This is a genomic window from Collinsella aerofaciens, assembly GCF_040915425.1.
GTDB classification, from domain to species: Bacteria; Actinomycetota; Coriobacteriia; order Coriobacteriales; family Coriobacteriaceae; genus Collinsella; species Collinsella aerofaciens_BW.
Window position 1 is genome coordinate 1 of sequence record NZ_JBCPDN010000055.1, and the last position, 15208, is coordinate 15208.

The window sequence follows — 15208 nt, forward strand, 5'->3', positions numbered from 1 at the left end:
CCATATCTACGACCGTCATGTCGATATTGTCCGCGAACTTATCGAGCGTCCGCAGTTTGCGGCGCCTAAGGTAACGCTTAACCCCGACGTGCACGATTTCTATGCGTTTACGACCGACGACCTGATTGTGGAGGGCTACGAGCACGGTCCGCAGGTCAAGAACATTCCCATTGCGGTGTAGGTGGTGCTCATGACGTGTAAGCTATCTGCTATCGTTGCCGTGTGTGACGATTGGGGCATTGGGTGCGAGGGCGACATGGTGGTGTCCAATCGCGCCGACATGCGCCATTTTGTGGCCTGCACCAAGGGCTGCCCGGTCATCATGGGGCGCAAGACGCTGCTGAGTTTTCCCGGTGGGCGTCCACTCAAGAACCGTCGCAATATCGTGCTTACGCGCGACGATAGCTTTGCGCCCGAGGGCGTTGACGTGGTGCATAGCGTTGACGAGGCTCTCGCCGCGGTAGCCGATGAGCCTGTTGCCTGGGTGATCGGTGGCGGTGAGGTGTATCGGCAGTTTTTGCCGTATTGCGCCGAGGCCGAGGTCACGCACAACCATTGCGCCCATGCCGTGGACACGTACTTTCCTAATCTGGATGCCGATCCTGCGTGGGAAGTTGCGCGGCGCGACGGGGTTGCCACGATTGCCTCTGGCGAGGGCGATGAGGGTGTCGATTATGAGTTCGTGACGTATCGTCGCGTTGAGGCGTAAATCGTCTGGCGTGAACGGTATCATCGGGTTGATTGAATGCATGGGGCGGCGCTTAGCGTCGCCTCGTTTGGTATAGACGTGCTGTAAAGAAGGGTGCGGGCTGGCTGCTATGACTGATGCCGTTGAGGTTCTGCGAATTGATTCGCTCGAGGACGAGCGGCTCGATGCCTACGTGCGACTGACCGAGCGTGAGCTTCGCTGCGTGTTGGAGCCGCAGAAGGGCATTTTTATCGCTGAGAGTGCCAAGGTCATCGAGCGCGCGGTGCGTGCCGGATATCAGCCGGTGAGCTTTCTTTTGGGCGAACGCTGGCTCGACCAGATGATGCCGCTGTTTGACCAGCTTGTCGTGCGCGAGGGAGCGGGTCCGGTTCCCGTGTTCGTGGCCTCCATGGAGCTCATGGAGCAGTTGACGGGCTTTAACGTGACGCGCGGCGCGCTGGCGGCGTTCCGTCGCCCGCGTCAGATTCCGGTTGATGAGTTCTTGGGCGGCGTCGTCGAGGCGGCGGGGGAGCGTCCGGTGCGCGTGTGCGTGCTCGAGGGTATTGTCGACCACACCAATGTTGGCGCGATTTTCCGCTCTGCTGCCGCATTGAACGTTGACGGTATTTTGGTCAGCCCGACGTGCTGCGACCCGCTGTACCGTCGCTCGGCCCGCGTGAGCATGGGCACCGTGTTTCAGGTGCCGTGGACGCGCATTGGCAGCGAGGCTCGTGTGTGGCCGCATGATGGTCTGAGCGCGTTGCACGATGCCGGTTTTTCGTGTGCCGCTATGGCGTTGACGGACGATTCCGTATCGCTGGACGATCCCGTGCTGCAGGAGATTGACCGCTTGGCAATCTTTATGGGTACCGAGGGTGCCGGCTTGGGCGCCAAGACCATTGCCGGCTGTGACCAGGCGGTGCGCATTCCGATGGCGCACGGGGTCGATTCGCTTAACGTGGCCGCGGCGAGCGCCGTCGCCTTTTGGCAGCTGTGCCCGCACGTGAGCAATGAGTATCACTACCAGCCGGGGCTGTATCACTAGCGGGGTGCTCTCGAGCTTTGCCACCAGGGTTGTTTTCCGCTGCCTTCGGTCGGTGTTAAGCTGATAGTGGCTTTGCCGTTCAATTGATGTTTTGTTGTTTGACGAACGCTTGTGGGGAGGGCGTGTGGCTAAGAAATCTACGGCTATCGATGTAACGCAGGGTGTCATTTGGCAGCAGCTGCTGTCGCTGTGCGTCCCCATCTTCTTTAGTTCGTTCTTTCAGCAGGCATACACGCTTATCGGTACCTATATCGTCGGTCAGTTTGGCGGTAAGCTCGCGCTGGGTGGCATTCAGGCCACGATGGTGCTTACGGAGCTCTGCATTGGTTTTTGTGTCGGCGTGGGTGCTGGCTGTGCCGTTATTACCGGTCAGTATTTTGGTCAGCACGATGACGAGCGCCTGAGTCGATCGGTCCATACGGCCATGACCCTTGCGCTGGTGGGCGGTATCGTTTTCTCGATTCTTGGCATAGTGTTCGTTGAGCCCATGCTGGTACTTATGAACACACCGCATGAACTATTGGCCGAGGGCGTTGCCTATGCTCGTTGCTATTTTGCCGCCATGGTTGCGGCGCTGCTGCTCAATATGGGAACGGCATTGCTGCGCGCCGTGGGCGACACGCGCGGGCCTGCTGTGATCATCGCTTCCGGCTGCCTTGTTAATGCGGTGCTGGATGTTATCTTCGTTGCCGTGCTTCATATGGAGGCTTTGGGCTGCGGCATCGCGGTGGCGCTGACCATTTGCTCCAACGCCACGATGATCGTGATTCGTATGATGCACGCACCGGGTGCGTGGCGGCTTTCACTGTCCAAACTCGGCATTGATCCGGGTATTTGTAAGAGCATGATCTCGTGTGGTCTGCCGCTTGGCTTTCAGTCTGCTGCGTATTCGATTTCCAACGTTTTGATTCAGGTGTCGGTCAACTCGTTTGGCGCCGATGTCACCACGGCGTGGGGTCTTTCGGGCCGTTTGGATGGCATTGTCTGGATGGTTACCGAGGCGCTTGGCGTGTCGATCACCACGTTCTCGGCACAGAACTTTGGCGCGCGCAACTACGAGCGCATGCGCAAGGGCTACCATACGTCGCTCGTGCTGTCGTTTATGCTCATTGGTGGCCTGTCTGCCGTGCTGCTGGTGTTCTCGGGTCCTCTGTCGCGTCTGTTTGTCGACGATGCTTCGATTTCGGCGTACACCACGACGATTCTTCATTTCATCGCGCCGTTCTACGCAATCTTCTCGATTATCGAGAACGCGTCGGGCTCTATCCGCGGCGCCGGCGTGAGCCTTCAGCCCATGCTGCTCACGATTTTTGGCACCGTCGTGCTCAGGGTGATCTGGGTGTTTGCGATTATGCCGTTCGATCCGTCGCTTGAGCACCTGCTGCTGGTTTACCCCGTAACCTGGCTCATCACGGCCACGATGTTTACCATCTACCACCACAGCGGCAACTGGTTAGGCCGCGCCACTGCCTAATGACCCGTAGGGGACGGAGGAAAACGGATCATTGGCCCGGCGATAAGGCGAAATGATCCGTTTTCCTCCGTCCCCTTTGGATCAATTAGTATTCGATGCCTTGGCGGGCTAGGAGGCCTTCGTCGAAGTAGTGTTTGACGGGGCGCATTTCGGTGACCAGGTCCGCGAGGTCTGCGAGGGGCAGCAGGCCCCGGCCGGTGAGCACGAGCTCCGTAGTGGCGGGCTTTATCGCGATCAGCGCTTCGACATCCTCGTGCGTCACAAAGCCGCGGCGCATGGCCTCGCCGAGTTCGTCCAAAATGAGCACGTCGACCTGCGAGATCTGTTCGCGTGCAAGTTCCATGATCTGCTCGGCGCAAGCCTCGGGTGTGTCGCGATCGGCCTGTATAATGCGCAGTCCCAGGCGCGGCGCGGCATCGTGTTCGGCGCAGTGCAGCTTCTTGGCAAACTGCAGCATGAGCACGTCGAGCCCATAACCCGTGGCGCGCATCGCCAGTCCCAGCGCAGCCGTGGTTTTGCCCTTGCCGTCGCCCGTGTAGATCTGAACCTTGCCGACTTCCAGTGATGCCATCTCTGTCCTTTCGTGCCCGGCGTCGGTTTATCGCCGTCCGGGTTGGGTATTCTAGATAGAATTATCAACCCCAGTAGATGGAGTTCAAGCAGATGGAGATGGATGACAACAAACGTAGACGGAATATGATCCTCTACGTGCTCATCGCCTTCGTCGTCTACCTCGTGCTCTCGACCGTTCTGTTCCCCAACATCGGTCACACGCAGCAGATTACGAAGACCGATTACTCGACGTTTGTCAAAGCGCTCGATAAGAAGAGTGTCGACAAGGTCGAGTACAATACCGACGATTACACCATTTATTACACCAAGAAGGGCGAGGACGAGAACATCGCCTACAAGACGACTGGTGTGCCGAATGACGCGGGCTTTACCGATCGTGTGCTTGAATCCGGTGCCTCCCTGGAGTCGGTCGTTCCCGATAAAAACTCGGGTCTGATGACCTACTACCTGCTTACGCTTATTCTTCCCATGGCCATCTTCTTCCTGATCGGTTGGTGGCTCAACCGCCGTATGAAGAAGGCTATGGGCGATGACGGCCCGTCGATGAACTTTGGCGGCGGTGGCTTTGTCGGCGGTGGACTGGGTAAGTCCGGCGCTCGCGTTATCGCCTCCAAGGATGTGGGCGTGACCTTTAAGGATGTCGCTGGCCAGGAAGAGGCCAAGGAATCCCTCAAGGAGGTCGTCGACTTTCTGGAGAAGCCGCAGCGCTACGAGGAAATTGGCGCCAAGCTGCCGCGCGGTGCTCTCCTTGTTGGCCCTCCGGGTACCGGTAAAACCCTGCTCGCCAAGGCTGTTGCCGGCGAGGCGGGCGTGCCGTTCTTTAGCATTTCGGGTTCTGAGTTCGTCGAGATGTTCGTCGGCCGTGGCGCCGCCAAGGTCCGCGATCTGTTTAAGCAGGCCAAGGAAAAGGCCCCGTGCATCGTCTTTATCGACGAGATCGATACCATCGGCAAAAAGCGCGATGGCGGCGGCTTTAGCGGCAACGACGAGCGCGAGCAGACGCTCAACCAGCTGCTGACCGAGATGGACGGCTTCGATAACCACAAGGGTATCGTCGTCCTCGCTGCCACCAATCGTCCCGACAGCCTCGATCCCGCCCTGCTGCGCCCCGGTCGTTTTGATCGCCGCATCCCCGTTGAGCTGCCCGATCTGACCGGCCGCAAGAACATTCTTGAGCTGCATGCCAAGAGCGTGAAGACGGAGCCGCCGATTGACCTGACCGCGATTGCCCGCGCCACGCCCGGCGCCTCGGGTGCCGACCTGGCCAACATCATCAATGAGGGCGCCCTGCGCGCGGTCCGCGAAGGTCGCAAGCGAGCGACCCAGGACGACTTTGAGGAGTCGGTGGAGGTCGTCATTGCTGGTCAGCAGCGTAAGTCCACGGTGCTGTCCGACCACGAGAAGCAGGTCGTTTCCTACCACGAGATCGGCCATGCTATCGTCGCAGCCCGCCAGAAGGGCTCTGCGCCGGTCACCAAGATCACCATCGTGCCGCGCACGAGCGGTGCTCTGGGCTACACCATGCAGGTCGAGGAGGATGAGCGCTTCCTGACCACGCGCCAGGAGGTGCTGGACAAGCTCGCTGTCTACTGCGGCGGACGTGCCGCCGAGGAGCTCATCTTTGGCGAGATGACGACCGGCGCAGCCAACGATATCGAGCAAGCAACCAAGCTCGCCCGCAACATGGTGACGCGCTTTGGTATGTCCGATGAGTTTGGCATGATGGCGCTCGGTACTGTCCAAAATGCGTACCTCAACCAGGATACATCGCTCACCTGCGCCCCCGGTACGGCCGAGCGCGTGGACGCAATTGTCGCCAAGCTGATCGAGGATGCGCACGACCGCGCCCTGCAGATTCTGAAGGAGAACAAGTTTAAGCTCCATGAGCTAGCTCGTTATCTGTACAAGAAGGAGACGATCACGGGCGAGGAGTTTATGAATCTCCTCACGCGCGAGAATCCGCTGATGCCTAAGCAGCAGTAGCGTTGCATTCTGGTCAGTAAATATCGACGCCCCATTTGAGTGCCTATCTCAAATGGGGCGTTTTGCTTGGGAGGGATATGTATGAAGATCGTGGTGAGTGCCTGTTTGATGGGCGAGAGCTGCAAGTATAACGGCCTCGATAATTACCACCGCGCGTTGGTCGAGGCTTGCGAGCGTACGGGGACCGAGGTACTCTTGGTGTGCCCTGAGGTCTTTGGCGGCCTGCCCACGCCGCGCAAGCCGTCCGAGATTGTGAACGGCGAGGTCCGTACCTGCGAGGGTACCTCAGTCGATCGCGAGTTTCGCCAGGGTGCTCAGCGCGCGCTTGATATGTGCGAGCAGGCGGGCGGCCCGAAAGAGATCGCCGCGTGCATCCTGCAGGACCGCAGTCCCTCGTGCGGCGCGGGTCGCATCTACGACGGATTCTTTAGCGGTACGCTCACCGCGGGCAACGGTATTTTCGTCGACCTGCTTCTGCGCCACGGGTACCGTGTGATTCCGGCTAGCGAGTTCGACCCCAGCATGCTGGAGCAATAAAAAACCACCACAAAGGTACTGCTCCCTTGTGGTGGTTTTGGGTTAGAGCTAGAGGGTGTGGCCGTAGGCGTTGGCAGCTTTGATGGCGGCGGCGAATTTTTCGTCGGTGAAGGGCTCGGGGTTTCCCTGCTTCCACTCGTTGGTGGCGTGCGCGTATTCGCACAGGGCCGGGATATCTGCCTCGGTAAGGCCAACCTGCTCAAGCGTTACGGGCAGCCCCATCTGCTTGTTAAAGGCGGCGTAGCGCTCAAGGTTCTCGGTATCGCCCGTATAGGCAAACAGTACCAGCACGCCCAGGCTCACGACCTCGCCATGCAGGTAGGTGCCCTCACGCGGAATGCTGCAGGTGGCGTTGTAGAACGCGTGCGCCACGCTCGAGTTGTAGTAATAATCGTTCTGGTTGGTCAGGTTCGAGACATAGCCCGTGTTGACAACGATGTCGAGCGCGATCTGCTTGACGGCCTCGCTCGACAGATTCTGGCGCACATCCTCAAGACCCTGCACACCATAGGTAAACAGCGGCTCGGAGCAGGTGTGGGCGAGTGCCAGGCCAAGACCGGCGGTGTGCTCCAGGTTGCCGGCGCTCGTGGCGTATTCGACCTCGGGCTGCTTAGACAGGGCATCGCCCACGCCGGCCCAGAAGTACTCTGCCGGTGCCTCGGCGATGATCTTGGGGTTGATGAAGATGTGCGCCGGTCGGTTGGGGTACGAATAGCCCTCGAGCGAGCCATCGTCATTGTAGACAACGGCAATGGCGGTCGCGGCCGAGCAGTTGGAGCAAATCGTCGGTACGGTAAAGACGATCTTCTTGAGCTCGATGGCCGCCGTCTTCACAGTGTCGAGTGCCTTGCCGCCGCCACATGCGATGAGCACGTCGGCTTCCTGGCAGGCAGGGGAGTTCACGACCTTGGCGATATTGGCACGCGTACTGTTGGTGCCATAGACGCGCGTCTCCAGGACCTCGACATCGGTACCTTCAAGTGCCGCCTCGATTCCCGGCAGCGCCGCAGCCAGGGCTCGCTTGCCGCCAATGATGGCGACCTTGGTCGCTCCGTACTCGGCCAGTGCGGCGGGCAGCTCGGTAAAGCAATCCTCGCCAACGGTATAATCACTCATTCCAATCGTGCGCATGGCAACCTTCTTTCTTTCGATAAAGTGCTTTCAGGTATTTTGCTCCTAGAGAAGGTCCACAGCCGCGAGAAATTTCGAACGTATAAAACCAGTGTTGAGGGTTTTTCGCCGGCGCGGAACGTGCTAGCATACTCCGCATAAGCGTTGATGGGGACGAGTAGTCGGCCGTCCGCATGTTACAGAGAGCGGGGAGCGCTGAGAACCCGTGCATGCGACCGATGAAAATCACCCCGGAGCTGCGGTCCCAACGGACGCGTCGCACAGGCTCGTCCTAGTAGATATCGCCGAGATGGTCGTCGATACAGGCCAGCCGAGTAACGGATGCGAGCGCGCGAATACGCGGGCGAGGGCATCTAAGCTGGGTGGTTAAACGAAGAGCTTTTGCGGGCGTACAGTCCGTTTTGTGGCGCTTCGTCCCAGCTTGTAGGGACGGGCGCTTTTTTGGTGCCCAGCGGGCGTGCGCGCCCATGACATGAAAGGGGTACCGTGGCAAACGAGTACAAGCAGACGATGAATCTGCCCAAGACCGGTTTTCCCATGCGTGCCGGTCTTTCCAAGTCCGAGCCCAAGCGACTCAAGGACTGGCAGGACAACAAGGTCTACGAGCAGGTTCTGAAGAAGAACGAGGGTCACAAGAAGTTCGTGCTGCACGACGGCCCTCCGTACGCCAACGGCCCGATCCACATCGGCCACGCCATGAACAAGATCTCCAAGGACATGATCAACCGTTACTGGATGATGCAGGGCTATGAGGTTCCCTATGTCCCCGGTTGGGACTGTCACGGTCAGCCGATCGAGCACAAGGTCGAGGAAAAGCTCGGCACCGAGAAGTTCAACCAGACCTCCACGGCCAAGATCCGCGAGCTTTGCAACGAGTTCGCTGTCGAGAACATCGAGCTCCAGAAGGCCGGCTTCCGTCGCTTGGGCGTGCTTGGCGACTGGGACAACCCGTATCTGACGCTCTATCACCAGCACGACGCCGCCGACATCGAGGTCTTCAAGGCCATGTTCGATAAGGGCATGATCTATCGCGGTCACAAGCCGGTTCACTGGTGCAAGCACTGCCACACCGCGCTGGCCGAGGCCGAGATCGAGTACTCCGACGAGACGAGCCCGTCCATTTTCGTGCGCTTCGAGATGACTTCCAAGCCCGCCGGCCTCGAGAACTTCGACGGCCCGGTTGACTTTATCATCTGGACGACCACGCCGTGGACCATCCCCTCCGACCAGGCCGTTTCCCTCAAGCCCGGCGCCGCCTACGTTGCCGTTGAGCACGATGGTCGTGCCGAGGTCATGCTCGAGGACCTGGCTCCCAAGTGCTGTGAGGAGTTTGGCTGGGAGTACACCCCGGTTATGGTCGACGGCAAGCCCTATGTGGTTCCCGCCGAGACCTTCCACCACATCCACTACAAGCAGCCAATCTTTGACGGTGTTGAGGGCGTGGCGCTGCTGGCCGATTACGTCGGTGTCGATGACGGTACCGGTATCGTCCACAACTCGCCCGGCCACGGCGTCGACGACTACTTTGCCTGCCTCAAGGAGGGCATCACCGACATCTGCATGCCGGTCGATGACGACGGCAAGTTCTACACCGGCGAGGAGTTTGGCACCGGTGGCCCCTTCAGCGGTATGGATACCGATGAGGCCAACCCGCACATCATCGAGTTCCTGCGCGAGCGCGGCACCCTGGTCCTCGAGAAGAAGATCACGCACAGCTATCCGCACTGCTGGCGCTGCAAGCACCCGGTGCTCTTCCGTGCTACTGACCAGTGGTTTGTCTCTATGGACAAGACCGGTTTGCGTGAGCAGGCTGGCAAGGAGGTTCGCGAGAACGTCAAGTGGTATCCGGCTCACGCCGCCAACCGCATCGGCGCCATGGTCGAGCAGCGTCCCGACTGGTGCATCAGCCGTCAGCGCAACTGGGGCGTGCCTATCCCCAGCTACACCTGCGCCGACTGCGGCGAGAAGGTCATGAACGACGCCACGCTCGACGCCGTCATCAAGCTCTTCCACGAGAAGGGTTCCGACGCCTGGTTCACCGACGCTCCCGAGAGCTACCTGGGCGAGGCCTGCGTCTGCCCCAAGTGCGGCGGTCATCACCTCAAGGCCGATAAGGACATCCTCGACGTGTGGTGGGATTCCGGCGTGTCTTGGAAGGCCGTCTGCGAGTATCGCCCTGAGCTTGAGTACCCGGCGGATGTGTACCTCGAGGGCTCCGACCAGCACCGCGGTTGGTTCCAGAGCTCGCTGCTCACCTCGGTGGGTGCCAACGGCCATGCTCCGTACAAGGCGGTCGTCTCGCAGGGCTTCACCCTCGACGGCCAGGGCCGTAAGATGTCCAAGTCGCTCGGCAACGTCATCGACCCCAACAAGGTCTGCGACGAGATGGGCGCCGACATCATCCGTCTGTGGGTTGCGTCCGTCGATACCAGCTCCGACGTGTCCATCGACCACGAGATTCTTGCTCGTACGTCCGATGCCTACCGTCGTTTCCGCAACACGCTGCGCTTCCTGCTCTCCGAGCTCGAGGGTCAGTTTGAGCCCGAGAGCGACGGCGTCGCCTTTGCCGACCTGCTGCCGCTCGACAAGCTCATGGTTGCCCGTCTGACCCAGGTTCAGGCTGAGGTCGACGATGCCTACGCCAGCTACGAGTTCCCGCGCGCCTACCGTGCGCTTTACGACTTCGTGGTTACCGAGCTTTCCAACGTGTATCTCGACGCCCTGAAGGACCGTCTGTACTGCGACAAGCCCGGCTCGCTCGAGCGCCGCAGCGCACAGACCGTGCTGGCCGAGCTCTTCTCGATGCTCATGCGCGATCTGCAGCCGATCCTGTCCTACACGGTCGATGAGGCCATGGCCTATGCGCCCGCCGGCTGCGTCGATCACCAGAAGTACGCCGCGCTGCTCGATTGGTACAAGTCGCCCATCACGGTCGACGAGGCCAATGAGTTTGAGGGTGTGCTCGAGGCTTCGCTCGAACTCCGTAGCGCCGTGACCAAGTCCCTTGAGGATGCCCGCTCTGCCGGCACCTTCACCAAGAGCCAGCAGGTTCGCGTCAAGGCGGTCGTTCCCGCCGAGATGTACGCGCTGCTGACCGGCGACAAGGCTGTCGACCTGGCCGAGTTCTACATCGTCTCCGATGTTGAGCTGACCCTGGGCGAGGAGCTCTCCGTTGCTATCGAGGCTGCCGAGGGCGAGTGCTGCGACCGTTGCTGGAACTACCGCACCACCGTCGGCGAGTACAACGGCCACGCGCATATTTGCAAGCGCTGCGCCGATGCTTTGTAGGTTACGGCGTTCGTAGAACGCCGTAACCTACCGACGCTGCAAACGCCCCTAAGCGGCAATCTGACGTTCAATCGTCGGTCGCGTACCAAAGTACGCTTCCCTCCTCTTTCACGTCACCTTGCTCGCTTAGGGACGTTTTCGCTGTTGGTGACGATAACGCGGCGTTTCCATTGCTGGAGCTAGAGGCTTTCTTTCGACTTGCGTTTTTAGTCGAAAGCTATTAAGCGACATTCCGTTATTCGGAATGTCGCTTTCGTTTTTAGCTGGTTATTTCGCTTGCGTTGGTGGATATGTCGTGCGTTCTGCGTATGGCAATATAAGATAGTTCTTTGCGTTAAACGTAATTCGATGTTCTTGAGGGTAGGGGATTGATTTGGGTCGTGCTGGGGAAATGACGCCGCCTTTGCGTTGGCGGTTGGGTGTTGCTGGTGGGGTGGCGCTCGTTGTGCTGCTTGTTGACCAGCTGACCAAGCTTGCGGTTCGTGCCGTGGGCGAAGCTTTGCATGTGACTGTCATCCCCGGCGTCATCGACTTTATGTTTGTCCGCAATATCGGTGCTGCCTTTAGTATGGGCGAGGGGCATGGCATCGCGTTTGCCGTGCTGGCGTTGGCGGTCATTATCGCTATTGCCGTGTACCTCGTTCGTGCACCCCAGCTTGCCCATCTTGAGGTTGTGGGCATGGCGATGGTTGCGGGCGGTGCTATTGGCAACGCTATCGATCGTTTGGCCTTTGGCTTCGTGACCGATTTTATTGCCACCACCTTCATCGACTTCCCCGTCTTCAATGTGGCCGATATCGGCATTACCTTGGGCGTCGTGCTCGCCCTCTTCGGATACATGTTCTTGAGTCCCGCCGCTCGCGAGGTCGATGCGACTGCTGAGCTCAATGCCCGTGATGAGGCCCGCGCTAAGCGCAAAGCCAAGCAGCGTGGGGAGCGTGCCCGCAAGATTCGCGAAAGGAATGAGCGTTAATGGCCGACATCCATATTCTTGTTGCCGACGATTGCTCTGGCCAGCGTCTCGACACCTTTCTGGGTGCCAACGACGGCTGCCCCACGCGCTCTGCCTGCGCGCATCTGATCGAGGGCGGCGCCGTAATCGTGAACGGCGAGACCTGTCTGTCAAAAAAGTATGCCGTACGCGCCGGTGACCGCATCTCGGTCGACCTGCCCGAGCCGCACGATCCCACCGATGTGATTCCCGAGGCCATCCCGCTCGACATTCGCTATGAGGACGACTATCTCATTGTGCTCTCCAAGCAGCGCGGGCTGGTGTGCCATCCCGCCCACGGCCACGAGAGCGGCACGCTTGCGAACGCCTTGGTCTACCACTGCGGTATCGATCATCTTGGTACCGTGCAGGGTGAGGACCGCCCCGGCATCGTGCATCGCCTGGATCGCGATACCTCGGGCCTTATGCTCGCGGCAAAAGACGACGACACCCAGCGCGCGCTTCAAAATCTCATTCGCACGCGTACGCTCGACCGCCGCTATATCACGCTTGTCCACGGGCACATCGCCATGGACGAGGGCACCATCAATACCGGTATCGCCCGTTCTACGCGCGACCGCGTCAAGATGGCGGTTTCGGACGACCCCTTTGCCCGTCAGGCCATTACGACCTTTAAAGTCCTCGAGCGCTTTGATTCCACGCGCTTTGACGATGGTTATACGCTCGTTGAGTGCCATCTGTTTACCGGTCGCACGCACCAGATTCGCGTGCATATGCGTCATATCAACCACGCCTGCGTGGGCGATCCACTCTACGGCAAGTGCGATGCGCGCGCCGACCAGGGCCTGACCAGGCAGTTCCTTCATTCCTGGCGCGTGGCGTTCGACCATCCCGTGACGGGGGAGCGCATTGAGTGCCGCGACGAGTTGCCGTGGGATCTCGCTGCTGTTCTCGACGATCTGGCTCCGCGCTCGCTCGGTCGCACGGCCGTTGGAGATGAAATCGTTCCGCAGCTCGGTCTTCTCGAAGCCTAGCCAGTATTAGGTGGTTTCTTGAACTCGATTAGCCTGCGGTAAGATATACGATTGTTTACGTTACGCGTTGCTGGGAGCCTGCATGCTCGCCTTTTTACAAACCAACACACCCATCGTGATCTTCAACCAGATTGTCGTCACGCTGCTCACGGTCTGCTTTCTGTACCAGGTGGTCTTCTTTGTCATTGGCGCTCTTCGTGGCGAGGTCGCGCCTCCCAAGGCCAAAAAACTCCATCGCTATGCCTTTTTTATCGCGGCGCATAATGAGGAGGCCGTGATCGCCAACCTCGTTCGCTCCATCAAGGACCAGGATTATCCGTCCGAGCTCATCGAGGTTTTCGTGGTCGCCGATGCCTGCACCGACAACACGGCGCAGCTCGCGCGCGAGGCCGGTGCCATTGTTTACGAGCGCAATGACCTGGCCCGCAAGGGCAAGAGCTGGGTCATGGACTTTGGCTTCGACCGCATTCTCAACGAGTATCCCGACACGTTTGAGGGCTACTTTATCTTCGATGCCGATAACGTTATCTCCCGCGATTACGTTTCCAAGATGAATGATGCCTTTGACCAGGGCTTCCATGTGGTCACGAGCTATCGCAATTCCAAGAACTTCGGCAGCTCGTGGATCTCGGCTGCTAATGCCACGTGGTATCTACGCGAGGCGCGCTTCCTCAACAACGCGCGTAATATCTGCAAGACGTCCTGCGCCGTCTCGGGTTCGGGCTACCTCATCTCCGCCAGTGTCATCGAGGGCATGCACGGTTGGCAGTTCCACACGCTGACCGAGGACATTCAGTTCACTACGTTCTGCGCTATTCACGGTATTCGCATTGGCTATGCGCCGGCGGAGTTCTTTGACGAGCAACCCGTGACGTTCAAGGCATCCTGGAAGCAGCGTATGCGCTGGACCAAGGGCTTTTACCAGGTGTTCTTTACTTACGGTAAGCATCTGGTCAAGTCGACGTTCCGCTATCATCGCTTTGCCGCCTACGACATGTTCATGACGATCGCCCCGGGTATGCTGCTATCGCTGATCTCGATGCTCGCTAATGCGACGTTCTTGATAGTGGGTGGCCTTTCGCATGGTTTCTTGGCTACCGAAGTCGAGATGCAGGCGTGCGCCGCTTCGCTCATTATGACCTTCGCCATGATGTATCAGACCTTCTTTATCCTGGCGCTGCTCACGACTATCTTTGAGTACAAGCACATTCACTGCGCGCAAAAGTGGCGTCTGGTGACTAACCTGTTTACCTTCCCGATCTTTATGTTCAGCTATATCCCCATCACGGTGGCCGCGCTGTTCCTGAAGGTCGACTGGGTGCCGACGCAGCACGCCGTCAACGTTACCCTTGACGAGGTCATGCAAGGCGCCAAATAACCACCACCAAAACCACCGCAAAGGGGACAGGCACCTTTGTGGTGGTTTTTGCTTTTGCGATGCAACTCGAGGAGGAGTCCGATGGTCTATATCCCGTTTTGGATTTGCATCTTTGCCGGCGTGGCAATTGATGCCCGAGAGCGACGGTTTCCCAATGGGCTTGCCGGCGCATGTGCCGTGGCGGCGTTGGCGGGCGTTTGGCTCGACAGGGGCGTTAACACTGCACTTGATCATGCCGGTCTTGCGGTCATCGTCTACCTTGCCCTTGTGCTTACTGAGTCGCTCTGGCGGCGCCTTCGTCAAGCCCCGGGGATTGGCATGGGGGACGCCAAAGCACTCTTCGCGCTTTGCACGCTCGACCCTATGGGTGGCATCGTGGCATTTGCCGTCGCACTCCTGGCTCTGGCCCTTTCCTGCCTCTTCACAAAATCGCGCTCCCTGCCATTGCTCCCGTTTTTAGTGCCGATTTTTGCCATAATCGAGGTCGTGGGCTGCACTTTGTAACCGATTGCGCATCCTTCTTAAGGAGCATGCCATGGAATCTAATCAAGAAACGGCCGTCATTAAGGCGCGCATGGACCGTATTCCCTCAGCGTTGTCGCCCGAGCTTGTCGAGCGCATTGCCGCCGATCGTGCTTCGGGCTATGTCAACCCGTATCGTTGCAACGATGATCAGGTCATTCGTCGTATTGATCGCACTACCGACAAAGGCACGCTTATGCGTCCGGCGTTTATGCGCGATACCGAAAAGATACTTCATCTTCCGGCTTACACCCGGTATGCGGGCAAAACGCAGGTCTTTAGCTTTCGTAGCAATGACGATCTGTCACGCCGCGGTTTGCACGTGCAGCTTGTCTCGCGCATTGCGCGCGATATCGGTCGCGCCCTGGGGCTCAATTGCGATCTGATCGAGGCGATTGGCCTGGGCCACGACTTGGGACACACGCCTTTCGGCCATTCCGGCGAGCGCTTCCTCAACGATATCTATCATGAGCGTACGGGGCGTTATTTTTTCCATAACGTGCAGTCGGTTCGCGTGCTCGACGCGTTGTATGGCCGCAACGTGTCGCTCCAGACGCTCGACGGCGTGCTATGCCATAACGGCGAGTACGAGCAGCGTGTGTT

General features: G+C 59.1%; 14 protein-coding genes. 12 read left to right on the forward strand and 2 right to left on the reverse strand.

What is annotated here, in order from left to right:
• From AB5164_RS07875 to AB5164_RS07890, 4 genes are all read left to right on the forward strand, one after another.
• Positions 1 to 181, forward strand: a 181-nt coding sequence (locus AB5164_RS07875) for a thymidylate synthase (RefSeq protein WP_368147953.1), incomplete at its 5' end; no start/stop codon positions are given.
• Between the two features lie 9 nt (positions 182 to 190).
• On the forward strand, positions 191 to 709 hold the full coding sequence (locus AB5164_RS07880; protein WP_368142157.1) for a dihydrofolate reductase: 519 nt from the start codon (positions 191 to 193) through the stop codon (positions 707 to 709).
• Positions 710 to 818: 109 nt separating this feature from the next.
• Entirely contained in the window at positions 819 to 1733 is a 915-nt protein-coding gene (locus tag AB5164_RS07885; RefSeq protein ID WP_368142158.1) for a TrmH family RNA methyltransferase, read from the forward strand.
• A 124-nt stretch (positions 1734 to 1857) separates the two neighbouring features.
• Positions 1858 to 3207: an MATE family efflux transporter gene (locus AB5164_RS07890; protein WP_161115832.1), complete on the forward strand. Its 1350-nt coding sequence runs from the start codon at positions 1858 to 1860 to the stop codon at positions 3205 to 3207.
• Between the two features lie 85 nt (positions 3208 to 3292).
• Here AB5164_RS07890 and AB5164_RS07895 read toward each other — a convergent pair whose 3' ends face one another.
• Complete coding sequence (locus AB5164_RS07895; protein WP_368142159.1) at positions 3293 to 3778, reverse strand: cob(I)yrinic acid a,c-diamide adenosyltransferase; 486 nt, start codon at positions 3776 to 3778, stop codon at positions 3293 to 3295.
• A 92-nt stretch (positions 3779 to 3870) separates the two neighbouring features.
• Between AB5164_RS07895 and ftsH the strand changes: the two genes are divergently transcribed.
• Positions 3871 to 5763 (forward strand): ATP-dependent zinc metalloprotease FtsH, encoded by a 1893-nt coding sequence (gene ftsH, locus AB5164_RS07900; protein ID WP_368142160.1) that lies wholly within the window; start codon positions 3871 to 3873, stop codon positions 5761 to 5763.
• 81 nt (positions 5764 to 5844) lie between these two features.
• Positions 5845 to 6300 (forward strand): 2-thiouracil desulfurase family protein, encoded by a 456-nt coding sequence (locus AB5164_RS07905; RefSeq protein ID WP_368142161.1) that lies wholly within the window; start codon positions 5845 to 5847, stop codon positions 6298 to 6300.
• A gap of 48 nt (positions 6301 to 6348) precedes the next feature.
• On the opposite strand, the gene AB5164_RS07910 is transcribed toward AB5164_RS07905, so the two are convergent.
• A complete protein-coding gene (locus AB5164_RS07910; RefSeq protein ID WP_217107867.1) occupies positions 6349 to 7431 on the reverse strand; it encodes an iron-containing alcohol dehydrogenase family protein in 1083 nt (360 codons plus the stop codon).
• 510 nt (positions 7432 to 7941) lie between these two features.
• Between AB5164_RS07910 and ileS the strand changes: the two genes are divergently transcribed.
• The 6 genes from ileS to AB5164_RS07940 form a co-directional block, all read left to right on the forward strand.
• Positions 7942 to 10719, forward strand: coding sequence for an isoleucine--tRNA ligase (gene ileS, locus AB5164_RS07915; RefSeq protein ID WP_438265623.1), 2778 nt, complete (start codon positions 7942 to 7944; stop codon positions 10717 to 10719).
• Between the two features lie 445 nt (positions 10720 to 11164).
• A complete protein-coding gene (gene lspA / locus AB5164_RS07920; protein ID WP_368142162.1) occupies positions 11165 to 11692 on the forward strand; it encodes a signal peptidase II in 528 nt (175 codons plus the stop codon).
• Positions 11692 to 12705 carry an RluA family pseudouridine synthase gene (locus AB5164_RS07925; RefSeq protein ID WP_368142163.1) on the forward strand — a complete coding sequence of 338 codons (1014 nt, stop codon included), beginning with the start codon at positions 11692 to 11694 and terminating at the stop codon, positions 12703 to 12705. Before lspA ends, AB5164_RS07925 begins: the two co-directional genes overlap by 1 nt.
• Positions 12706 to 12787: 82 nt before the next feature.
• Entirely contained in the window at positions 12788 to 14083 is a 1296-nt protein-coding gene (locus tag AB5164_RS07930) for a glycosyltransferase family 2 protein (RefSeq protein WP_022094595.1), read from the forward strand.
• Between the two features lie 81 nt (positions 14084 to 14164).
• Complete coding sequence (locus AB5164_RS07935; protein ID WP_368142164.1) at positions 14165 to 14587, forward strand: prepilin peptidase; 423 nt, start codon at positions 14165 to 14167, stop codon at positions 14585 to 14587.
• A gap of 31 nt (positions 14588 to 14618) precedes the next feature.
• A partial coding sequence (locus tag AB5164_RS07940; protein ID WP_368147955.1) for an HD domain-containing protein occupies positions 14619 to 15208 on the forward strand: 590 nt, incomplete at its 3' end.

Coding starts and splice junctions, on each gene's coding strand:
- AB5164_RS07910 (WP_217107867.1), bottom strand. CDS start 7,431: ATGCGCACGATTGGAATGAGTGATTATACCGTTGGCGAGGATTGCTTT.
- AB5164_RS07925 (WP_368142163.1), top strand. CDS start 11,692: ATGGCCGACATCCATATTCTTGTTGCCGACGATTGCTCTGGCCAGCGT.
- AB5164_RS07880 (WP_368142157.1), top strand. CDS start 191: ATGACGTGTAAGCTATCTGCTATCGTTGCCGTGTGTGACGATTGGGGC.
- ftsH (WP_368142160.1), top strand. CDS start 3,871: ATGGAGATGGATGACAACAAACGTAGACGGAATATGATCCTCTACGTG.
- AB5164_RS07885 (WP_368142158.1), top strand. CDS start 819: ATGACTGATGCCGTTGAGGTTCTGCGAATTGATTCGCTCGAGGACGAG.
- AB5164_RS07895 (WP_368142159.1), bottom strand. CDS start 3,778: ATGGCATCACTGGAAGTCGGCAAGGTTCAGATCTACACGGGCGACGGC.
- AB5164_RS07935 (WP_368142164.1), top strand. CDS start 14,165: ATGGTCTATATCCCGTTTTGGATTTGCATCTTTGCCGGCGTGGCAATT.
- AB5164_RS07930 (WP_022094595.1), top strand. CDS start 12,788: ATGCTCGCCTTTTTACAAACCAACACACCCATCGTGATCTTCAACCAG.
- ileS (WP_438265623.1), top strand. CDS start 7,942: ATGAATCTGCCCAAGACCGGTTTTCCCATGCGTGCCGGTCTTTCCAAG.
- AB5164_RS07905 (WP_368142161.1), top strand. CDS start 5,845: ATGAAGATCGTGGTGAGTGCCTGTTTGATGGGCGAGAGCTGCAAGTAT.